Below are 21886 nucleotides of genomic sequence, written 5' to 3'. Positions count from 1 at the left end.
TCAGACGACCGGGGGTCGGCCGTGGCGCGCCATGCGCAGGACACCGCGCCCTGACAGCTTCCGGTGCTGTTCGTCGTCGCTCCACGGGTCGAGCTTCCACCCGTCGCGCCACCCCTCGAACCACGGGCGCAGCTGGTCGGGCTTGTTCGCCCATTTCAGGCACTGCATGAGCGTCCACGATCCAACGTACATCCAATTGAAGGGCCACGGCAGGTTCCGCCGGGCCAGCCACACGCGGTTGCGGGCGTTCATGTAGAAGTACTCGTCGTGGCGGCTCGGATCGATGACGGGGTGGGCGACGGCGAGGTCGCCCATGTACCACACGGAGTAGCCGGCGTCCCAGACCCGCCACGCGAGTTCGATGCCCTCATGGGCATACCAGAACGGGGCCGGCCAGCCGCCGCATTCGTCGAAGGCCTTGCGCTGCATGCACACGGCGCCCTCCCACACGGAGAAGACGTTCGAGGAATGGTCGGCCTCGCCCTTCTTCAGGCGCGGAATCCAGCGCTTCGGGGAGGCCGGTCCGCCCGGCTCCTCGACGCGGGGCTGGACGAGCCCGATCTTCGGCTTCGTGCGCATCAGCTGGGCCATGCGCATGAGCGTGGTGTCATCGGGCAGCCAGGCGTCGTCGTCGAGGAAGAAGAGGAACTCCCCCTTGACGTGCGGCACCCCGGCGTTGCGTCCGGCGGGGATGCCGAGGTTCTCCGGCAGGGCGAGACGCTTGACGGCCGGCGGGATGCCTTGCGGCTCCCAGCCGTTGCCGACGCACACGATGTCGAGGTCGACGCCCTTCTGCGCGAGCAGCGAGTCGAAGCCGCGGTTGAGCTCCTCCAGTCGCTTGCCCTGCGTGAGCACGACGACGCCGAAGGTGTACTTCCGGTTCGCTTCGAAGCGCTGGGTGAGGACCCGTGAGGTGTTCGTCATGACAGCCTCTTCGACGCCATGATCGACATGAAGTGGCCGATGACGGAGAGCAGGCAGAGCGGCACGAGGATGAGCACGAGCCAGCGCTCACCGACGAGCGGGGCGGCGCCGAGCGGCACGGCGACGGCCGTGACGATGCTCGAGAGCAGGGCGAGCAGCGAGAGTTCGACCGAGTGGTAGATGCGGTGGAACGGGACGAAGCGGGCGGCGCGCTTGAGCTTCGCGGTGAAGCCGGGGTTGAGTGCGGTCGCGGACTGCGAATCGGCGAGCTTGTCGAGCCCGTTGAAGGCGCGGGACACGTGCACCATGTCGTTGAGCGCCTTGTTGAGCAGGACGAGGGAGGCGAGCATGGAGCCGGCGAGCAGGTACGGGTACGTGCCGCCGGGATCGGTGGCGAGGTTCGACCATTCGCCGACTGCGCGCGCCCCGAGCGCGAAGGCCACGAGTCCCTCGGTCGTGTAGTGGCCGACCTTGTCGAGGAAGACGCCTTTCGCGCCGCTCGTGCCGCGCCACCGCGCGACCTCGCCATCGCAGCAGTCGATGTACATCTGGACCTGCGAGAAGACGACGGCGAGGACGGCGCCCCAGATCCCGGGAATGAGCAGCGCTGCGGCGATGCACCACCCGGCGACGATCATCATCCCGGTCACGCCGTTGGCGCTGATGCGGGTGCGCACGAGGAGCATCGTGAAGTAGATGGAGAAATGCCGCAGGTAGAGTTGAGCCGTCCAGTGCTCGGCGTTCTTCCGGGTGCGGACTTCGATCGGCTGGGCCTTGGCGCGGAGTTCGGCCAGGGTCGGGTACCGTGATTGCTTCTCCGCGCTCACTCCCGACCTGCCTTCTGACTGCATCTGACCCCGACAATTCACGCCAAGTTTACCGACTGTCCAACCCCCTGGCCACTTCCGTGACCGCCGACACGACCGCGTGTTTCGCGCAGGGCGTCCTGGCTGACCCCGCCCTGCGGTGGGCGGCGACCGCTCAGCCCACCGTGAAGCTGAGGTTGCCCTTGACCGTGCGATACGGGGTGATCCGCCTCTCCGCGCCGGGCGAGTCCGCGGCCTCGTCCCCGGCCGCATCCGCGTCGACGGCGATCCGCGGGTGGTGGATCCCGTCCTGGCCCGTCCACTGCCACCACGCGTCGAGCGTCGCGCCCGCCGGCACGATCAACAGTTCCTCTCCGCTGAAGACGGCATTGCCCTGCGCATCGACCGCCGAGGCGAACGCGCAGCTCCCGTCGCGCGTGCCCAGGACGACCGCGAAGTCCTCGCCGGGGGCACGGCCCTCGACGGTGATCCGGACCCCGCCGTCGACGGCCGTCTCGGGTGCCGCGGTGAGTGCGGGGACGATCGTCTTCGGCCGGTTTTTCGCCGTCGTCCGCAGCCGCGAGAACAGCTCCGCCCAGCGCGCGGTCACGCTGTCGTCGCTGAAGGTCGCGGCCTTCGCCACGGCGGCGCGCCGCAGGTCGGCGATCGCGGCGGCGTCGGCGTCGAGGAGGCCGGTGATCGCGTCGGCCATGGCCGTGCTGTCGGCGACGAGGTACCCGTTCACCCCGGAGTCGATGATGTCGGAGGGACCGTACCTGATGTCGTAGGCCAGCGGGATGCAGCCTCTGGCCATGGCTTCGATGAGCACGACGCCCATCCCCTCGAACGAACTCGTGAGGAGGATGAAGGAGTGGTCGCGCAGCCTCTCGGCGGCCCCGTCGACGTGGCCGGCGAAGGTGACGCGGGAGCTGAGGACATCGCTGCCGGCGACGATCGCTTCGAGCTCGGCTCGCTTCTCCCCGTCGCCGATGATGTCGAGGGTCATCTCGGGTCCGACCCGGGCGACGGCGGCCAGGGCCTCGTCGATGCGCTTCTGACTCGTCAGTCGGGCGAGCACGACGCCGCGTCCCGGCGGCCGGGAATCGTTCTCCGGGGACGGGTGTCCCACCTCGTCGACGGCCGTCGAATTGGGGATGACGACGAGCGTCGGCGCGCTGCCGAAGGCGGCGGCGAAGTCAGCCCGCTGCTTCTCGGTGAGGAAGACGAGGAAGTCGTACTCGAACCAGTGCCTGAGGATCTCGATCCGGGACCGGGTGAAGGGGCCGTTGACGGACGCGGTTCCCGGGTTGAGGTGGGAATTGTGGAGGACCTGGCCGATGCGCAGATGGTCGCGCTTGTAGCGATGGAGGAACGTCGCGATGAATTTCGATTCGTTGATGAGGATCGACTCTTCGCCGCCGGTCGCGGCGTCGAGCCATGCGAAGTAGAAGTCCCTGGCGCGGGCGAACTCGGACACGCAGCGACCGTCGTGGTCGAGGAGCACGAGCCGTCTTGTGCTCCCGGTGCGGTCGTCGATGAGGAAGGTCGTGCCGTCGCGGCGCAGATGATCGACCCGATCGATCGTGCCGTCCGCGGCGAAGTATTCGATGTAGCGGTCGGTGGTGTTCGTCGACCCAGGTGCGTGCTGCGGGGGAATCCCGGCGGCGGGGCGACCGCCGAACCGGCGCAGGGCGCGCCGGTCGTAACCGGCGACCTCGTCCCACGCATTGCGCAGACGCATGCCGTCGATGAGTTCGCCCGCCTCGCGCAGTCGCTGCCGAGCCTCGGCGACGTCGAGTCGGTAGTCGAGGGTGAGCACATCGACGTCGATCCCGAGGAGGGTGACGAAGTTCCGCGACCGTCGCAGCATGACCTTGGTGAGACCCCCGTACTCCTGCGGGATCGACCAGGTGAGGTCGAAGATGCGGGTCGGAGGGGCCGAGCTCGAGGCGGTGGCGCGGCGGATACGCCGGAGCAGGCGGTTGAGTGGCATAGGTGGCGTTCCTTGGTGGTGGGGCAGGGATGCGAAGCGCCGGCTGGGACGTGTCTGCGGAATGCTACCGCATCGATCTGCGGCCGAGCCCGGTCAGCCGCTTCGCGAAGGCGCGTGCTCCGCTCGCGACGTGGAGGTTCGCCCCGCCGAGGCTGGTGGGGGTGACCTCGACGCGCAGCCCCCAGCGGCGCGCGGAGAGCACACCGGTGTCGGCGAGACCGACGCGAACCGCCCTCGTCTCTTCGGTGCCGGTGTCGGCCCGGGCGTAGACCTTGACCGTGCCGTGGGCGAGCAGCGCCTTGAGCGGGATCTCGCTGCGGAACCGCTTGACGGCGTTGGCGGCGGCGTCGGGTGAGTCGGCCGAGGTGGCGGCGACGGGCAGAAGGTCCGCCGCGAACTCGGCGATGTCCTCATCGCCGCGACGGAGGACGAACGTCAAGGCCGTGATGTCCTCTGCGGCAAGGAGAGCTGCGGCGCGCCCTTCGAGCACGAGTCGGACGCCGGTGAGCTCAGCTCGATCGACCTCGACGGCGACGAGTCGGCTGCGATTGCCGCGTCGGCTCACGGCCTCGACGAGGGCCGGGATCCCCGTGGAGAGGCTCCACACCCGTGCCCGGTTGAGGGGACTGTAGAACTCGAAGAGCCTGGAGGGCAGGCAGAATTCGTCGACGAGCTTCTTCGATTCGGCGATCCACGGCAGGCGGAACTCCACGCGCCGACCGTCGAAGCTGTCGTTGAAGCGGTTGAGGGTGACCCGTCGGAACCAGTCGGCCATGGCCTCGCGGCGCAGCTCGGGCTCCCAGGGTCCTGAGGTCAGCGGCAGGAGGCTTTCGCGGATGCCCTGCGCGTGCAGCTCGGGAGCTGTGCCGGTCTGGCTGATGTGTCCCCCGCCGTGGTCGTAGACGAAGTAGTAGCTGCGGTCGGCGAGGATCGAGACCTTCGACGCCGCGGCATAGGCGCGGAAGCAGAATTGGGCGTCTTCGAGCCTGATCCTGTGCGCGGGGAAGCGCAGATCGTGGTCATGAAGGAAGGATCGGCGGAAGAGTTTGAAGGAGTAGTTCGACCGCACGAGGCGTCGGATGTCTCCCTCGTCCTGGGTGTCGGCGAAGACGTCGGCGTGGGTGTGGCGTCCTCCCCGTCCCTCGATCGTCACGAGAACGACGTCGCTGCCCTGTGCATCGGCGTAGGAGACGGCCGTTCCCAGGCAGTCGCCGTCGAGGCGGTCGTCGGCATCGTGGAAGAACACGTAGTCGCCGCGGGCCGCGTCCAGCCCGGTGTTGCGGGGACCGCCCGCCCAGCCGGAGTTCTCCTGCCGGATGACCCGCACATTCGGATGCCGGGCGACCGCCTCGGCGAGGACCTGCGGTGTGTCATCGGTCGACCCATCGTCGATGACGATGACCTCCGTCAGTCCGTCGTCGCACGTCTGCGCTGCCGCAATGTCGACGGCGGTCCTGACGTGGGAGGGGTTGTTGAAGACGGGGATGACGATCGAAAGGCGCACCGGATCTGCTCCGGCCGTCTTCTCATTCACTGAGGGGGTTCTCCTCGCAGGGTGGGGATGAGATGAGGATTGGGGATCAGGAGTTGCTGAGCTCGGATTTGATCCTGGTCGTGGAGATCTCCGGGGTCCGCGAGAGGTAGACGACGTCGACCTTGTCCTTGAGGAAGTCGAATTCGCCTTCCCAGTCATCACCCATGACGAAGGTGTCGATGTGGTACTTGTCGACGTCGGTGGCCTTCTGCTCCCAGTTGTCCTCGGGGATGACGAGGTCGACGTAGCGGATGGCTTCGAGCATGCGCTTGCGGTCCTCGTAGGTGAAGTACGACTTCTTGCCCTTGCCGGCGTTGAATTCGTCGCTCGAGAGCGCGACGACGAGGTAGTCGCCCTGTTCCTTGGCCCGCTGCAGGAGCCGGATGTGGCCGTAGTGCAGCAGGTCGAACGTGCCATAGGTGATGACTCGACGCATGCGCGGTGCTTCCCAACTGTGATGTGGAACTCGCGCCGGGCGCCGAGCTCCGAAAGATTTGAGGAGTTCACGGCGATTTTACCAGCGTGTCACTCGGACGCTGAATTCACGCCGCCTTCTCGCAAGGAGGAGTCAGCGTCCGAAGACCGCCCGTTCGAACTCGACGACGACGTCGGCGTTGTAGGCGTCGGGGTCGAATTCGGACGGTTCGATCTCCCCGTTGAGGAACGCCCGCATCCCATCAGCAAGTGCGGAGACGTCACGGTCGACGACGAGGCCGCCGCTGCCCTCCATCGCACTTGCCGCCGACCCGAAGCGGGTGGTGACGACCGGCAGGCCGAGCACCCGTGCTTCGAGGATGACGATCGGCTGCCCCTCATAATCGCTCGAGAGCACGAAACAGTCGCCGGCGGCCATCACGGCATAGGGATTGCGCAGACGACCGGTGAACTCGACGGCTCCGGAGATGCCGAGCGAGACCGCAAGCTGCCGCAGTTCCCCGGCGAGGGGTCCGTCGCCGATGACGACGAGGCGTACGTTCGGGTCTTCGGCGCTCACCTCGGCGAACGCCCTGAGCAGACGGGCTTGGTTCTTCTCCGGCGACAGTCGCCCGACGGTCACGAATGTTCTGCCGCTGCCCTTCTCGAGCAGACCTCCGAGGAGTTCCTGTCTGGATGCTTCGGAGATCACCTCACCCAACGAGTAGAGACTGCCCAGTTGCGCCACGGCTCCGGACAGACTGCGAACATCGATCGCTTCGGTCTCGGCGTCCGCCGCTGCCGAGTGCCCGGCGCCACCGCGCACCCGCTCGCTGTCGATGACGTTGCGTGCGCTGACGAACTTCTCCGCGGCGGCATACTCGCCGAGGTTGGTCGCGTTGATCGCTCTGAGGTCAGGAGAGACCGACACGAGAGCATCGAAGTGGTGGTAGAGCTTGAAGACTCCAGTGAGGTTGTTGAAATGCGGGCGCGCACCGTCGACCTCGCGCATCGCATCGGCTTCGAGATCGTTGTGGAGCCAGACGGCTCTGCGCGCTGCGGTGCCATGCGCGACGATCCGCGCCCAGTACGAGGAGTAGCCGCTGAAATCGACGGCAGCATCGAACTCGGCGTGGCCGAAAAGTCTGCGCCATTCCCGGCTCCACAGACCAGCGTCGCGATTGCCTGCTTCAAGGTCATCGCTGGTCGACTCATCGAACTCCTGCATACTGCCGAGCAACGGCAGCTGCAGACTCCCCTGGTCGCGTATGACCTGACGGACATAGCGTGGGATGAGGGCGGCGTTGTCAAGCCGGTCGCCCTGCTTCGACCGATAGTGCAGCGTCGTGATGTCGTATTTCTCCGGGTCCAGCTGATGGAGGAGATTGAGCACCGAGGAGGTGATCCCGTTGGTGATGAGTCCGCCGAGGTAGAGCATGAGCCGAATTCGCCCGTCCTCGAATCCGCGCAGCACCCGCCGGTCCGATTCCCGACCGCCGAATACGATGTCGAGGATGCGGGCACTGGCTGCGCCGTCGTCGTGAGGTGTGAGCTCCGCAGCGAGACGCTCGTAGCGAGCTGTCGCAAGAGGAAATGCCGCAGTGTCGGACACCAGCTTTGTCACATCACTGATAAGACTCTCGACGGTCTCGGACACTGGGCCGGGCAGCTCCTCGATGCCGAAGTAGATGCCGCGCTGGGTGGCGTACTTCTGCGCGTCTGGCACATGAAAAGCGACAGGTCGACCGGTCGCCAAGAAGTCGATGAAGATGCTCGAATAGTCCGACACGAGGAGGTCGGTGAGGGCGAGGACGTCATTGGCGGGAATGTCGTTGGGAACCAGGAAGTCGGCGAGGTCTGCGTCATCGATGAGTTGATCGACGATGACTTGGTGGGCTTTGAGCAACACCGTCCAGCCCTTGTCCGCAAGTGCCGAACGCAGTGCGACAAGGGTGCTCTTGAGCCGAGCGGCATCGGATTGGGGATTGTAGAACGACTCCCCGCGCCACGTCGGCGCATAGCAGAGCACCTTCTTGCCCGCGATCTCGATCCCGTGTTCTCGCAGCTCCGTTCGGGCGCGGTTGCCTGCCTCTGGTCCGAACATCTTGTCGGTGCGCGGATAACCCTCCTCGATGATCGCGCCGCGAAAGATGTTGCGCAGCTTGTAGGCGTCGAGGTACATCGTCTCGGTCATGAACGAATTCTGCGAGAGCAGATAATCCGCCGACATGAAGTTGCGCAGGACGTTGCGTGCCCCGTCCGCACCGTTCTCGATGTCATAGCCCATCTTCTTCAACGGCGTGCCGTGCCACACGTTGAGGTAGGTCTGCTCGGGCCGTTTGATGAACTCGGCCGGAAACGTCGCGTTGTTGACGAGGAACTCGCTGGTTTCGAGAGCATCGAAGTATTTCCGCGAGCGGTGGCGGACGAAACTGACGCGTGGGTGCTTTGCGAACTCCGCTCGAATCGGTGAGTTCCACGCAGCGGTCGAGAGCACCCAGATGTGGCGATAGCTCACGTACTCGGGGGAATCGATCATGGTGCGGAACAGTGCCTCGGGATTGCAGAGTGCACCATTGCCGGCGAATGACTCCCACACCACAGTGTTCTTCTCGACAGGGCTGAGCAGGGCCTTCGCAAAGGCACGCGAGGTCAGCGCGGATGAGAGCGATCTGCGGTTTCGCTTCAACTGGCGCGACCACGTGACCCGTTCCTTGCGCAGATAGGCGGCCATCGCCGGCGGCAGAGAGTCGAGAAGCAGTCGCTTCCCCGTGGTGCGGACGTTCATGCGTTCAGACTCTCCTCGTCGTTCCACTTCTGCCGCATCATTGCGCACAGGTCGGCTGCCGAACCGTCGAACGGCAACCGTGGCTGATCTCGCCAAGATCTTAGTCGAACGAGGTCACTGAGGACGGAGGCGGGTCACCCTCGGAGTCACACGGCGGTCATTGACCGCCCAGCCACACATGACCTCATCAGTTCGTGCTGTGGTCGAGTTCGCGCCGCCGGGCGTCGATGACACGCTGTCCGGCCGCGACGAAGCGGTCGATCTGCGCTCCGGGCGCGGTGTCGCCTAGGTAGTGGCGGCTGAGTTCAGCCGCTTCACGGTCCTCGGCAGCGGCGATGAGTGCGGTCACCGAATCGACGTCTGGCTGCTGTCCTCTCCACGACACGGCACGGTCGAGCAAACCCCCTGGCAACACCTCGGCGCGGGAGTCGGTCGGAGGGATCATGATCAGCGGCTTCTGCGTCGACAGCCAGTCGAAGGCCACGGATGACATCTCTGCGAATGCGACATCAGCAACCTGCAGCTGCCACGTGACATCCGGCGTGGTATCGACGAAGCCACGGGGATGCGCGTCAACGACGGCCTGCACCGCCTCCAGTGCGCGGGCGAAGTCGCCGCGAAAGAGACCCGTGCGGGGATGCGCTCGGAAGATCACGCGATAGCCGGCGCTGAGCAGCTGTTCGACCACGGCCGCACCGGTGTCCGGAATAGAGCCGTAGGCCATGCTCGACGAGTCGCCTTCCCAGGTCGGGGCATAGAATGCGACGCGACCGGTGGGCGCCGTCGCGGCGAACGTGTGCCACACAGCGGGGATCGTCGGTGTGCGGTCGAGCTGCGGGCGGCCGACATCGATGAGCGCTTCCTCGTCGAGTCCGTGGAGGATGGACCCGATGCGGTCCCTGGCTGCCTGCCCTGCCGTGAAGACGAAGTCATAGGCCTTGAGCTGGTTGGAGATCATCGAGATCTTCTCGCTCTCTCCATGACTGAGGTGCACATGGGCGGGGACGGGAAATCTCAGCGCCTGGAAGTTCATCGTCGCCTGATTGACGTAGAAGACGATGCGCAGGCTCGGTGAGGAGAAGAACTCATCGAGCCCCTTGGTCAGGCGCGAGAATCGCACCGGAAGGTCGGTGCGCTTCGCGACCCGGCGCGCCACTCGCGGGTCGCGGACGATGATACCGAAGGGTGACGGACCCTCACCGGCCTCGACAAGGCTGTCGCGGAGCTGCTCGAACGGCCACAGCCATTGTTCGAGCTGGTAATCCGAATGAGGATCTGATCCGAAGTACGCCGCCGCAACGAACCGGTCGGCGGGGTCAGGTCGGAAGGCGTCGGGCAACCGGGCCTCTTCGACCCGGCTGCCCATCACGTCGGTGCCGACTCGCGCCGCAGTGGAGAGGAATGTCCACCCGCGGCGCAGAGTCTTCGAAGAAAGGGAGACCATGGATCCATTGTGCCTGGCGAAGATGGGTGTCCGAGTATAGTTGGCGAACAATGGCCCCCTGCTTTCGGCTGACAGCCGCCGACGTGAGAATCCGGAGTGGTCCCGATGGCACTATTCACCAGAACGCCAGACGTCACGATCGGAATCCCAGCCCACAACGCCGAGGCGCATCTGGAAAAGTGTCTGCGCAGCATCGCCGCACAGACGATCGACACCAAGCGCGTCGAGACGATCATCGTCGATGACGGGTCGACAGACGGCACAGTGGACCTGGGGAGACGACTGCTTGGGCAGCTGAAGCTGCGCGGCACTGTTCTCACCCAGGAGAATTCCGGCACACCGGCCAAGGGACGCAATGTCGCCCTTGACGAGGCCAGAGGCCGATGGATCTACTTCGTCGATGTCGACGATCACCTCGGTCCGCAAGCCCTCGACGCGATGACGAGCTTGGGGCATTCAGACAGCGCCGATGTCGTCGTCGGCAGGTACGTCGGGGTCGGACGGGGAGTCCCCAAGGTGATGTTCAAAGAGACGCTCAGCCGCACCGACGCACGCCAGACTCCACTCATTGATTCGCTCAATGTGCTCAAGATGTTTCGGACGGCTTTCGCACGCGACCTCGACTACCGGTTCAATCCCGACCTGAGAATGGCCGAGGACCACCCATTCGTGTTGTCCGCCTACGCCCGCACCGACCGCGTGGCCGTGCAGGCGGATGTCGACTGCTACTTCTGGGTTCGGCACACCACCGACTCGGGTGCGAAGGGCCATCTGACCGGACACGTCCTTCCCGTCGACGAGTTCTACGCCTACATGTTCGAGTCGTTCGGGGTGCTCGCGCATGCAGCCAGCCGCCGCCAACCCTTCGCCGAGTACCTTCACAACCGGTATTGGCACCGGTTGCTGTCGTTCGATCTCCCCACTGAGATGCGCCGCAAGCGAACGCCCGCCGATCGCGACCGTTCCATCACCGTCGCCAGACAGATCATGGAGATCGAAGGCGCAGCCGACGCTGTGAACGAGTTCAACCTCAAATCGCGATCCATGCACCGGGCGCTCGAGCTCGCCGATCGCGAGATGGTCGAATACGTCGCGCAGCTTCTCAGATAGCGCGCGTCGGAGCACCCCATCATCGCGACTGGGGACGTTGACTCCGACAGCTTCCCACCTCCCCACCCCCGTCGAGTACCTTGGGGTGAGAGACCAACCCAAGGAGATCCGATGGCACCCTCACGCCGACTTCCCACTCCCCCGCTCACCCGTCGACTCCGCGGGAATCCGGGCACGGGCCGGCTCGGGAACGCGAAACCCGCCGGCGGGAAGGCGACCACGGGCAAGGGCGGGAACCGGGGACCGGGGGCGAGCGCCTCGGCGCCGGTGCTGCTGAGCCGACAGATCGTCGACAGCCAGCCGCAGCCGGTCTCCGTGACGACCTCCTTCGCCGAGGCGCTCGCGGCCTGCGCACCCCAGGGTCCGACCCAGCCGGGCACGATCACGCAGGTCATCGTCCCGCATTCGACGCCGGAGCTGCTCGCGGAGATCGCGACGACGTGGGACCTCCACCCGGTGCTCGTCGAGGACCTCTTCCACGCCGATCAGCGGCCGAAGGTCGAACGCTACGACGACGTCCTCTTCGTCGTCCTCATCTCCGCGCTCTACGTCGACGCCGAGGAGGAGGTCGACTTCAGCGAGTTCCATCTCCTCATGAAGGGCGACGACGTCGTCATCATCTGCCAGGACGGCCGCTTCATCGACGGCATGCCGATCCCCTCGGATGTTCATGACCTCGAGGAGCATTTCTCCGACGCGGACCTCATCAGGAAATCCGACAAGGACCTGCTCTCGCTCGGCCCCGAGGCCCTCATCTACCGTCTGCTCGACGGCGTCGTCGACGGCTACTTCCCCGTCATCGACGGTCTGCAGGATGACAAGGACGGGATCGAACGCCAGGTCTTCAGCGGCGACCCCGCCGCAGCCGAGCGCATCTATCGCCTCAGCCAGGAGGTCATCGACGTCCTCCACGCCACGACCCACCTCAGTCGACTCACCCAGGCACTGAGCAACGGCGCGACGAAGTACGACATCCCCGAGGAGCTGCGCACCTATCTCAACGACGTCACGGACCACCTCACCCGGGTCCTCGCCGAGGCGGGGGAACTGCGCGAGGCCCTCTCCCAGATCCTCAGCGTCAACGCCACCCTCGTGGCCCAGCGCCAGAACGAGGACATGAAGAAGATCTCCGGTTGGGCCGCGATCCTCTTCGCCCCCTCCCTCATCGGCGCGATCTACGGGATGAACTTCGCGAACATGCCCGAACTCAACTGGAGGTTCGGCTACCCGATGGCGCTGCTCCTCATGGTCGGTCTCAGCGTCACCCTCTACACGGTCTTCCGTGTGAAGAAGTGGATGTGACCGAATCGGTGCCAACGGATCTCAGCCGTCCCCTCCGGTCGGACTTAGACTGAAGTGGCACCATCCCTTGGCAAGTCCCCTTCATGAGGAGTTGAGATGACCACCTCACCCGAATCCCAGAACTTCCCCGACCCGAACCCCTCCGCCGACACCCCGCCCAACGACGGCTACCGCAACCCGGTCGACTCGACGCGCTCCCTGCTCACCGAGCTCGGCAAGGGCGTGTTCTGGGTCGTCCTGCTCCGCGGCATCCTCGCGATCGTCTTCGGCATCCTCGTCTTCGCCGCCCCGGACGCTGTGGCCCTGGTCATCGGCATCTGGATCGGCGCGTGGCTCTTCGTCGACGGCATCCTCACCATCGTCAACGCGAACACCGCCCGCAAGGCCGGGCTGTCATGGGGGTGGGAGCTGACCGCGGGCATCATCTACATCATCGTCGGCCTCCTCATCTTCATCGCCCCGCTCGCTTTCGCCATGCTCTCCGGCGTCCTGGTGCTGTGGTTCATGGCCTTCGGCATGCTGCTGCGCGGCATCTTCAGCCTCGCCTCGAAGTCGTACCGCGGCTGGTCGAAGCTCCTCGGCGTTATCGACATCATCTTCGCGATCATCCTCATGATCGTCGTCTTCACCTCACCGGCTGCCGCCGTGACCGCACTGCTCTGGGTGATCGGCGTCTACGCGATCCTCTTCGGCATCTTCCTCATCGTCATGGCGTTCATGGCCCGCTCCCAGGCCAAGCGCGTGATGCAGGGCTGAGGACACCGCACCGCCGGCGGCCCGGACGGCAGGGACTCCCTGTCGTCCGGGCCGCTGTCATTCACACGGTGTTCACCACCGCATCCGACTGTTCGCCGTCTGCCGCCCTGACGTTCAGCTCCGCGCCATCGGAGGATCGGACGGTCGCCGTAGCGTCCGATGAATGGGCGCCTCACCTCGGACTCTGCTCCGCACACGCATTCCTCTCCGATCCGCTGCGATCGCGGCCGCACTGGGATCGGCCCTCGTCACCGCGACCGGCTGCGGTGCGAACGCGCCATCCGTCCAGAACCAGCAGGCCGCCGCGCCGATGTCGCAGCTCGCCGGGGACATGCCCGTTCCTCCGACCGGGACCAGTGGCACGGCCTCCGTCGCTGACCTGTCCTCCCCGGTGACGATCTCCCACCGCGGCGGGGCCCTCGTCTATCCGGAGGAGTCGATGGAGGGCTTCACCGCCTCGGCGCGGGACGGATTCCTCCCCGAGATGGACATCCAGTTCCTCTCCGACGGCACCCCCGTGCTCATCCACGACGACACCGCGGACCGCACACTCAACGGCGCCACCGGCCCGATCCGGGACCTCACCCGCGAACAGTGGGACGCTGCGACGATCACGCACCCGACGGGCGGGGCGCCGGCCGAAACGGTCACCCTCACCGAGCTGCTCGACGAACTCGGCGGCGAGGTCGTCCTCGTGCCCGAGATCAAGCCCGGGGCCACCTCGGCGGAGGTCGACTCCGTCCTCGACGAGTTCACCGATCGCGGACTCACCGCATCCCTCATCGTCCAGTCCTTCGACTTCGACACGGCAGAGACGATCGCCGACCGCGGGTTCACCTCGCTCTACCTCTTCGACGGCACCCTGCCGGACCAGACTCCAGAGCAGATCGCCGCTGCGGGGATTACCTGGGTGGGACCGAACAGGTCGCTGCCCGCCGACGACGTCGCCGCCCTCACCGGTGCCGGACTCCAGGTGGCCCCGTACGGGCTGAAGAACGCCGAGGATGTCGCCGAACTGCCCGACGGCGTCGCCGGCTGGTTCACCGACGACCCGTGGGACGAGTGAGACCCGGCCGCTCAGTGACCGCCCGTTCCGCGAGGTGAGCTCCGCGGCCCTGGAAGTCTGAGCGGGAGTACAGTGAGGATTCGTGAGCCCCGCGACCGATCCTGCCGAGAGTCCCTCGGACAACCGCTCCTCCCCCACGCGCCCGCCGCTGGCGGTCTCGCTGGCAGCGTTCGTCAGCAGCTTCGACCGGTTCGCGATCAGTCCTCTGCTCGTCCTCGTCGCCGCCGACCTCGGCGTCACCCTCGCCCAGGCCCTCGCCGTCGCGAGCGCGTACTACCTCGCCTACGGGGTGAGTCAGCCGCTGTGGGGGATGCTCTCGGACCGGGTCGGGCGGATCCGCCTCATGCGCGCAAGCCTCATCGCCGCGGCGCTCGTCGGCATCGTCGCGGCACTCGCGCCCACTCTCACCGTCCTCATCATCGCCCGCACTCTGGGCGGTGCGTTCTACGGCGCGATCGTCCCGACCTCGCTGACGTACGTCGGCGACACCGTCGATGAGCGGCACCGGCAGCCGGCGCTGGCCGATCTCATGGCCGCGATCGCCGTCGGCACGGCAGTCGCCACAGCCCTGGCCGGGATCATCGCCGACCTCCTCGACTGGCGGGTCGTCTTCGCGATCACCTCGGTGCTCGCGATCCTCTCCGTCCTCGGCCTCGCCCGCGCCCCCGAGGCACCCAGGACCCCGCGGGCCGGCGTGCTGACGACGATCAGGATGGCGCTGGGCAACCGGTGGGTGCTCGTCGTCATCGCCCTCGTCTTCGTCGAGGGCGCCGTCGTCCTCGGCGTCCTCACGCTCCTCGCCCCGGCCCTGCAGTCCCTCGGGGTCGGCGCGGCGATCGCCGGGCTCGCGACCGCCGCCTACGGGGTCGGCGTCATCCTCACCAGCCGCCTCATCAGACTCCTCGCCCCGCGCCTGGCGATGCCGCTGCTCATGGCCATCGGCGGCACCGCGGCGACCGTCGGCTTCACCGTCCTCGCCCTCCACCTCTCCATCGTCACCGTCATCGTCGCCGCCCTCCTCCTCGGCACGACGTGGTCGTTCCTCCACTCGTCCCTGCAGACGTGGTCGACGACGGTCCTCCCCCAGGCCCGCGGCACCGTCGTCTCCCTCTTCGCCGGCTTCCTCTTCGCCGGCAGCGCCTTCGGAGCCTGGGCCGGCGGCTACCTCGGCGAGCACGGGGAATGGTCTCTGCTCTTCACCCTCACCGCGGGCATCGCCCTCGTCCTCACCGCGGTCGTCGTCATCGTCCGCCGCACCTACGAAGGCCCCCGCCGAGTCTGAGACTCATGCGGGGGCCTCCGTGAGGGCCGACCGGCGCCGAGGCGGTCCTGCCCTCCCAGCCCAACCGGGCTGGGACTCGGGGTTCGTCAGCGGTCGCGGACCACCTCGGCGAGGACGCGCCTGGCCGTCGTGATCCCGGTTTCGATGGCCCCGTCGACGACGACGCCGTTCCAGCCCTTCGCGTAGTCGGCACCGGCGAAGTACATCGCCGTGTCGGTGTCGGCGAAGCGCGACCAGCCGTCGATGAACTGGCCGGACTTCAGCGTCGCCCACGTCTGCCCGCTCCACTGGTCGGCCACCCAGTCGTGGCCGTCGGCGGCGAGCACGACGATGTCGTCGCGCCACTGCCGCATGATCTCCTGCACCTGGTCCGTGTCCGTGAGGTCGATGGCGGTGTGGTCGCCGCCGAAGCCGACCATGATCGTCGTGCCGTCGTCGAGGAAGTACTCGCTCTTGATCATCGCCAGCGGCCCGCCCTTCGGGGCCGTGGCGATGAACGAATGGTGGCCGTCGATCTTGATCCAGATCTTCGATCCGACGCTGTTCGTCTTCTCGTCGGCGATCTCCTGCAGCGGGGCCGGCAGGGCGGGCGAGAACTCGATCGTGTTGATCGCCCCGATCGGGGTGGTGACGATGACGGCGTCGCCCTCGACGGTCGAGCCGTCGGCAAGCGTGAGCCGGGCGCCGTTCTCATGCTCGACCTTCGTCACCGGCGCCGAGAGGTGGATGGGGCACGTGAGGTCGGCGGCGAGCGCCTCGTAGAGTCCGCGCATGCCGTTCTTCAGCTTGAACTCGAGCGTCTGCTCGTCGAGGAGGTCGAGCCGGTGGTCCGACAGCGCGGCCCAGTGCTTGGCCATGAGCGGCGAGGCGGTCTCGAGGGGACCCTGATAGGCCGCGGTCCAGTAGGAGTCGCAGAGGTCGATCTCCTCCTGCGAGAAGTCACCGTCGCGGAGGACGTCGAGGACGCCTCCCTCATCGGCGGCCCGGAACTGCTCGACGACCTCGGCGGGGCCGTCGTAGCGGTCGCTGAGGACGTGGAGCGGGTCGTGCGGGTAGGGGAAGAGCTCACACGAGCCCTCGAAGATCTTCTTCTGCGGCCGGTCGAGCACCTCGTTCATCCGCTCCTTCGGGCCCTCGACGAGGTTGCCGTCGGTGATCCAGAACGCGCGGTCGTAGTCGGGGCTGGGGTGGATCTCCTGACCGTAGCGGGCGATCTCCGACCACACGAACGGCTGCATCCAGTGCACCCACGTGGCGCCGAGTTCGAGCGGCCGTCCGAGTCGCTCATCGGTCCAGGCGCGGCCGCCGATCCGGTCGCGAGCCTCGAAGATCTCGACCTCCACACCTGCGGTCTGCAGTTCGCGCGCTGCGATGAGGCCGGAGAATCCGGCACCGACGATGAGAATCTTCTTTGACATACCCGGGGCACTCCTTGTCTGCAGCCGACCGAGACGCCTGCCGTCATCTGGTGACCGGCACGTCCGCGCCCGGCGGATCGTCAGCAGCTGTCGCTGCCTGAGTCCATCCTCGCCGAGGTGGGGGCACCGGTCCTTGTGCGCGCGTGCACGATCCTTGCCCGAGCGTGCACGGTGCGGCTGTGTCCGGTGTCGGTGCCGGGTGTCACTGCCCGGTATTGCTGCCCGGTGTCGCTGTCCGGTGTCGGCGCCCGGTGGCGGCGCCCAGTGGCGGCGAGAGCCCTCAGTGCGGGGCCGCGAGGCCGGCGACGAGGGTGGAGAACGCGGCGAGCTCCTTCGCGGAGTCGGCCTCGCCGGTGGCGATGGCGATCGCGGCCTCCCGGATGGCGCCGACGAGCAGGGTGGCCACGGCTCCGGGCACGACGGTCTCCCGCAACAGGCCCGCGGCCTGGGCCTGTGCGAGGGTGTCGGCGATCATCGCCCGACTCGCCCCGGAGCCGATGCCACGGGACTCCCCGCCGGCGATGAAGGCCGGCCCGGAGACGTTGTAGAAGTGTCCGCTGCCGGAGTTCGCGGCGAAGTCGAACATCGCTCGGGCATGTGCGGTGAGCTCCTCGGTCCACACGCTCACTGACGCGATCTCCGTGGTCGTGCGGGCGACGATCGTCCGCCCGATCTCCGCATAGGCGGCGGAGACGAGTTCGGTGAGCCCTCCGGGGAAATGCGCGTAGACGGTCCCCCGGGACACCCCGGCCGCCGTCGCGATCCTCTCGATCGTCAGTCGGTCGAAGCCCTGCGCGTCGATGACCGCGAGCACCCCGGACACGAGGTCCTCGCGGGTCTGCGCCCGGCGCCGCTCCCGCAGGCTGGGGGCGGGGTCACCGGTGTCGGTCGCACTGTTCACGCCTTGATCCTCTCACAGCGGACGGATCGCCTCCGACCCCTGGATGGATTGCCAGTTCATGTTCTATACTCCGAGTATAACTTTGCAATCGGCCCCTGTTCGCCGCACGGCGACACCCGCAGAGCGACCGAAGGAGACATCGATGTCGAGGACGGCCCAGCCCGAACCGCGGCGCAGCACCGGCCCCTCCGCCGTGGCGGCGGGTGCGGCATCCACAGAGGCGGGTGCCGCATCCACGGCCGTCGTGGGGGCGGCAGAGCTCGCCGCGGAGGCCCTGGCCGCGTTCGGCCTGCCGGAGTCGACCGCACTGCGCCTGCTCAAGCACCGGGAGAACAGCGTCTTCGGGCTCGAGCACGCGGGCACGTCCTACGTCCTCCGGGTCCACCGGCAGGGCTATCACAGCGATGCCGAGCTCGCACGGGAACTCGAGTTCGTCGGCAGCCTCGCCGGCCGCGGCGTCCCGGTGCCGCGGTTCGTGCCGGTCTCCGATGCACAGAGCTTCGTCCACGTCGGTCACGACCACCGCCTCGGCGTCCATCAGGTCGATCTCCAGCTCCACATCGCCAACGACGGGAACTTCGGTGACGAGCAGACGGCCTTCGACGGGACCGCGACACACGAACCGGAGGACTTCGACCGCCTCGGCGAGCTCATCGGAGACGTCCACGACGCCACCATGACCTCCGGGTTCGCCGTCGACGACGACCGTCCGCGCTGGGATGCCGACGGTCTCGTCGGGGAGGCCGCGTTGTGGGGCGCCCCGCTGAGGGTGCGCGAACTGCACGCGCCGGAGAACTCCGCAGCGCTCGCCACGCTCACCGAGGCGATCGCCGACATCCGCACGGTCCTCGCCGACTACGGCGTCGGGCCGCAGCGGTTCGGGCCGATCCACGCCGACCTCACCCCGGAGAACGTGCTGCGCACGACCTCTGGTCTCGTCCTCATCGACTTCGACGATTTCGCCGCCGGCTGGCACCTCTTCGACCTCGCGACCGCCCTCTACTTCTTCACCCGCCATCCGCGGGCCGCGGAGTACCAGGCCGCGCTCTTCGCCGGCTACCAGCGCCGACGCCCACTCGATGCCGCGGACTTCGCGGCGTTCCCGGCCCTCCTCGTCGCCCGCGGCCTCACCTACCTCGGGTGGGCCGCCGATCGCCGCGGCGAGCCGGCCGCGGAGTTCCACATCCACACCGTCCTCCCCCACCTCGTCGACCTCGCCGCCGCGTTCGTCGCCGACCGACGCTCCGGAGCCCACCGATGACCGACCTCCTCACCCGCCGCCACGCCACCCTGGGGCCGTACTCACCGCTGTTCTACGACGAACCGCTCGAGTTCGTCTCGGCCAAGGGGGTGTGGTTCACCGATGTCCACGGCCAGCGGTACCTCGACGCGTATAACAACGTCCCCCACGTCGGGCACGCCAACGATCGCGTCGTCGACGCCCTGTGCCAGCAGGCGCGCACGCTCAACGTCCACACCCGCTATCTCAACGCCCGCGTCGTCGACTACGCGGAGGCGCTGCTGGCGACCTTCGAGGATCGGCTCGAGCGGGTGTTCTTCGGCAATTCGGGGTCCGAGGCCAACGAGCTCGCCCTGCGGATCAGCCGCCAGCTGACCGGGGTGACGGGCCTCATCGTCTCCGATTTCAGCTATCACGGCACGACGATCGCGCTGGCGGAGATGACGACGGGGCTGAAGACGCAGGAGGGACTCGGCCCGCACGTGCGCACCCTGCGCATCCCCGACCTCGACACCGATGAGCGCGGTCCCGACGAGGTGCTCGCCGCGACACTCGCTGACCTCGACGCCGCGATCGCCTCGCTCCAGGAGGCCGGATACGGGGTGTCGGCGTGCCTCTTCGACTGGCTGTTCTCGACCGAGGGGATGCCGCGTCTGCCCGAGGGGCTCGTGACCGGGATCGCCGAGCGGGTGCGGGCCGCGGGCGGAATGGTCATCGCCGACGAGGTGCAGTCGGGTTTCGGGCGCACCGGCACCCACATGTGGGGGTACCAGCGGGTCGGTCTCGTCCCCGACCTCGTCACCCTGGGCAAGCCGATCGGCAACGGCCATCCGATGTCGGCCGTCATCACCACCGCCGAGGTGATGGATGCGTTCGGTCCCCGCAACGAGTTCTTCAACACCTTCGCCGGCAACCCTGTGTCCGCGGCGGTCGGGCAGGCCGTGCTCGAGGAGATGGCGGAGAAGGAGCTCATGGAGCGCGCCCGCATCCTCGGCGCCGAGGCGAAGGTCCGGCTCGAGGAGTACGCGGACCAGTACGATTTCATCCGCACCGCGCGGGGCGCGGGCATGTTCCTCGGCCTCGACTTCGCCGTCGACGGCACACCTGCCCCCGACCTGACGAAGCAGGTCGTCGAGGCGATGAAGGCCAAGCACGTCGTCATCTCCCGCATCGGTCGTGACGACAACGTCCTCAAGGTTCGCCCGCCGCTCGCGTTCAGCGCGGCGGAGCTGCCCCTGCTGCTCGACGCCTTGGGCGAGTCCCTCGCCGAGGTGGAGGTGTGAGCACCCCTCACCATGGGTTGGCGAGCTGCCACTGCTTCCGCCAATAGCTGTCGCCGACGTAGTGCGACTTCCCCGGCCGGCAGCCGCGCAGACTCGCGTTCGCACCGAGCCACGCGCGCACCGTGGGACCCGCCTCGTCCATCCGCCCTGCCCAGTCGTCGAGGACGAGGAGCAGCGTCGCCCCGTCATCGGCGGTGAGCAGACACGAGTAGCGCGGCAGTCCGGCCGTGTTCTGCGAATGAGTGTAGGCGACGGTGTCGCACCCGGTCGTGAGGGAGAAGCGGATGTACTCCCCCGACACCGCTGAGCACAGCGCCTTGAAGTCCTGGTAGTCAGTGAGCCACTCCGGCACCCGATATTCGTTCATGCGTTCTATTATGCGCTCAGGGACTGACACCGACCAGAGTGCCCTCGGCCGGGGCCGGCACCACGCCCCCGACGAGCGACAGATGGCGGACGACGACCGGGAAATCCGCCGCAATCGGCGGTTGTCGCCCCCGGGCTCCGCCGTGGATCGTGGATGGTGAGAGCATCACCGAACATGAAGAGAGGCACTGATGAAGGCTGCGCGACTCCACGGACGCGAAGATCTGCGCATCGAGGACATCCCCGAACCGACCGTCGGCCCCGGCCAGGTCAAGCTCCGCAACGCCTACGTCGGCGTGTGCGGCAGCGACGTCCACCTCTACCTCAACCCCGAGGCCTCACCGATCGACCTCTTCTCCCCGCACCCGGTTACCGGCGCCCAGCTTCCCCAGCCGATGGGCCATGAGTTCTCCGGGACCGTCGTCGAGGTGGGTCCCGGTGTCGAGGACATCACCGTCGGTGACCACGGGGCGGTGTTCCCCATCGCCTACAGCTGCGGCGAATGCATCGCCTGCCGGCGCGGGGCACCGACGAGCTGCCGGCTCATGGCCTCGCTCGGGGCCAACGCCGACGGCGGCGGCATGGCCGAGTACGTCACCGTCTCCGCATCGCAGTTCCACCGCGTGCCCGAGTCCGTCGACCTGCAGACAGCGGCACTCGTCGAACCGATGGCCGTGGCGTGGCACGGTGCCGCCCGGAGCCGGGCCGGTGCCGGCGACGTCGTCCTCATCGCCGGAGCCGGACCGATCGGCATCGGAGCGTGGTACGCCTTCCGCGCACGTGGGGTGAAGGATGTGCTCGTCTCCGAGCCGAGCCCCGAGCGCCGACAGAAGATCGCCGCCCTCGGGGCCACGGTCATCGACCCGACGACGGAGGACCTCCACGCCATCGTCGCCGACCGCACCGACGGCGACGGAGTCGATGTGTTCTACGACGCCGCCGGCGTCCCTGCCGCACTGTCGACCGGACTGGCCGAGCTCGCCCCGGGCGGCCGCGTCGTCCTCCAGTCGCCGCACGAGCACGGGTTCGAGATCCAGCCGAGCGCATTGATGATGGGCGAGACCGAACTCATCGGCGCAGTCGGCTACACCGCCGAGGAGTTCGACGAGGTCATCGCGCGCATGGAGTCAGGCGACTACGACACGACCGGCTGGGTCGAGGAGATGGCCCTCGACGACGTCGTCACCGCGATCGACACCCTGCGCACCGGCGCGGGCACGAAGATCACCCTGCGGGTGGGTGAAGCCGACTCCTGACTC

At 67.4% G+C, this 21886-nt stretch carries 18 protein-coding genes; 8 read left to right on the top strand and 10 right to left on the bottom strand.

The annotated features are described in order from the left end of the window. The 7 genes from FJ887_RS03260 to FJ887_RS03230 all read right to left on the bottom strand — a co-directional run bounded on the left by FJ887_RS03260 (window position 1) and on the right by FJ887_RS03230 (window position 9903). Complete coding sequence (locus FJ887_RS03260; RefSeq protein ID WP_137824324.1) at window positions 1-924, bottom strand: glycosyltransferase family 2 protein; 924 nt, start codon at window positions 922-924, stop codon at window positions 1-3. After that, complete coding sequence (locus FJ887_RS03255) at window positions 921-1751, bottom strand: CDP-alcohol phosphatidyltransferase family protein (protein WP_249356440.1); 831 nt, start codon at window positions 1749-1751, stop codon at window positions 921-923. The genes FJ887_RS03260 and FJ887_RS03255 overlap by 4 nt, the downstream gene beginning before the upstream one ends. Window positions 1752-1905: 154 nt before the next feature. Then, window positions 1906-3723 carry a glycosyltransferase gene (locus FJ887_RS03250; protein WP_137824326.1) on the bottom strand — a complete coding sequence of 606 codons (1818 nt, stop codon included), beginning with the start codon at window positions 3721-3723 and terminating at the stop codon, window positions 1906-1908. Window positions 3724-3787: 64 nt separating this feature from the next. After that, window positions 3788-5257: a glycosyltransferase family 2 protein gene (locus tag FJ887_RS03245; protein WP_171006952.1), complete on the bottom strand. Its 1470-nt coding sequence runs from the start codon at window positions 5255-5257 to the stop codon at window positions 3788-3790. Between the two features lie 46 nt (window positions 5258-5303). After that, window positions 5304-5693: a glycerol-3-phosphate cytidylyltransferase gene (gene tagD, locus FJ887_RS03240; protein ID WP_137824328.1), complete on the bottom strand. Its 390-nt coding sequence runs from the start codon at window positions 5691-5693 to the stop codon at window positions 5304-5306. A gap of 132 nt (window positions 5694-5825) precedes the next feature. Next, the gene (locus tag FJ887_RS03235) at window positions 5826-8459 is read right to left on the bottom strand and encodes a glycosyltransferase (RefSeq protein ID WP_137824329.1); all 2634 of its coding nucleotides are present in this window, start codon (window positions 8457-8459) and stop codon (window positions 5826-5828) included. Between the two features lie 187 nt (window positions 8460-8646). Then, window positions 8647-9903 (bottom strand): CDP-glycerol glycerophosphotransferase family protein, encoded by a 1257-nt coding sequence (locus FJ887_RS03230; protein WP_137824330.1) that lies wholly within the window; start codon window positions 9901-9903, stop codon window positions 8647-8649. A 105-nt stretch (window positions 9904-10008) separates the two neighbouring features. Here FJ887_RS03230 and FJ887_RS03225 point away from each other — a divergent pair, with 105 nt between their 5' ends. From FJ887_RS03225 to FJ887_RS03205, 5 genes are all read left to right on the top strand, one after another. Continuing rightward, window positions 10009-11013 (top strand): glycosyltransferase family 2 protein, encoded by a 1005-nt coding sequence (locus FJ887_RS03225; RefSeq protein WP_137824331.1) that lies wholly within the window; start codon window positions 10009-10011, stop codon window positions 11011-11013. Between the two features lie 111 nt (window positions 11014-11124). Then, window positions 11125-12315 (top strand): magnesium and cobalt transport protein CorA, encoded by a 1191-nt coding sequence (locus tag FJ887_RS03220; protein ID WP_249356443.1) that lies wholly within the window; start codon window positions 11125-11127, stop codon window positions 12313-12315. A 96-nt stretch (window positions 12316-12411) separates the two neighbouring features. Next, window positions 12412-13071 (top strand): HdeD family acid-resistance protein, encoded by a 660-nt coding sequence (locus FJ887_RS03215; protein WP_137824332.1) that lies wholly within the window; start codon window positions 12412-12414, stop codon window positions 13069-13071. Window positions 13072-13234: 163 nt separating this feature from the next. Then, window positions 13235-14137, top strand: a complete 903-nt coding sequence (locus tag FJ887_RS03210) for a glycerophosphodiester phosphodiesterase (protein ID WP_249356446.1) — start codon at window positions 13235-13237, stop codon at window positions 14135-14137. 82 nt (window positions 14138-14219) lie between these two features. Then, the gene (locus tag FJ887_RS03205; RefSeq protein WP_249356448.1) at window positions 14220-15419 is read left to right on the top strand and encodes an MFS transporter; all 1200 of its coding nucleotides are present in this window, start codon (window positions 14220-14222) and stop codon (window positions 15417-15419) included. A gap of 86 nt (window positions 15420-15505) precedes the next feature. Here the strand turns inward: FJ887_RS03205 and FJ887_RS03200 are convergent, their stop codons facing one another. Then, window positions 15506-16837, bottom strand: a complete 1332-nt coding sequence (locus FJ887_RS03200) for an NAD(P)/FAD-dependent oxidoreductase (protein ID WP_140954807.1) — start codon at window positions 16835-16837, stop codon at window positions 15506-15508. Window positions 16838-17117: 280 nt separating this feature from the next. Continuing rightward, window positions 17118-17738: a TetR/AcrR family transcriptional regulator gene (locus FJ887_RS03195; protein WP_137824334.1), complete on the bottom strand. Its 621-nt coding sequence runs from the start codon at window positions 17736-17738 to the stop codon at window positions 17118-17120. 142 nt (window positions 17739-17880) lie between these two features. On the opposite strand from FJ887_RS03195, the gene FJ887_RS03190 reads away from it, so the two are divergent. Further along, window positions 17881-18999, top strand: a complete 1119-nt coding sequence (locus tag FJ887_RS03190; RefSeq protein ID WP_137824335.1) for a phosphotransferase enzyme family protein — start codon at window positions 17881-17883, stop codon at window positions 18997-18999. Then, window positions 18996-20261: an aspartate aminotransferase family protein gene (locus FJ887_RS03185; RefSeq protein ID WP_137824336.1), complete on the top strand. Its 1266-nt coding sequence runs from the start codon at window positions 18996-18998 to the stop codon at window positions 20259-20261. The genes FJ887_RS03190 and FJ887_RS03185 overlap by 4 nt, the downstream gene beginning before the upstream one ends. A gap of 7 nt (window positions 20262-20268) precedes the next feature. Here the strand turns inward: FJ887_RS03185 and FJ887_RS03180 are convergent, their stop codons facing one another. Further along, window positions 20269-20628 (bottom strand): hypothetical protein, encoded by a 360-nt coding sequence (locus FJ887_RS03180; protein WP_137824337.1) that lies wholly within the window; start codon window positions 20626-20628, stop codon window positions 20269-20271. Window positions 20629-20818: 190 nt separating this feature from the next. Between FJ887_RS03180 and FJ887_RS03175 the strand changes: the two genes are divergently transcribed. Beyond that, window positions 20819-21883: a 2,3-butanediol dehydrogenase gene (locus tag FJ887_RS03175; protein WP_137824338.1), complete on the top strand. Its 1065-nt coding sequence runs from the start codon at window positions 20819-20821 to the stop codon at window positions 21881-21883. Window positions 21884-21886: the final 3 nt, after the last annotated feature.

Source organism: Brevibacterium sp. XM4083 (assembly GCF_006489205.2).
In the GTDB taxonomy this organism is placed as follows: domain Bacteria; phylum Actinomycetota; class Actinomycetes; order Actinomycetales; family Brevibacteriaceae; genus Brevibacterium.
The sequence above is the reverse complement of the archived record's forward strand: the minus strand, read 5'-3'. Positions and strand labels throughout refer to the sequence as shown.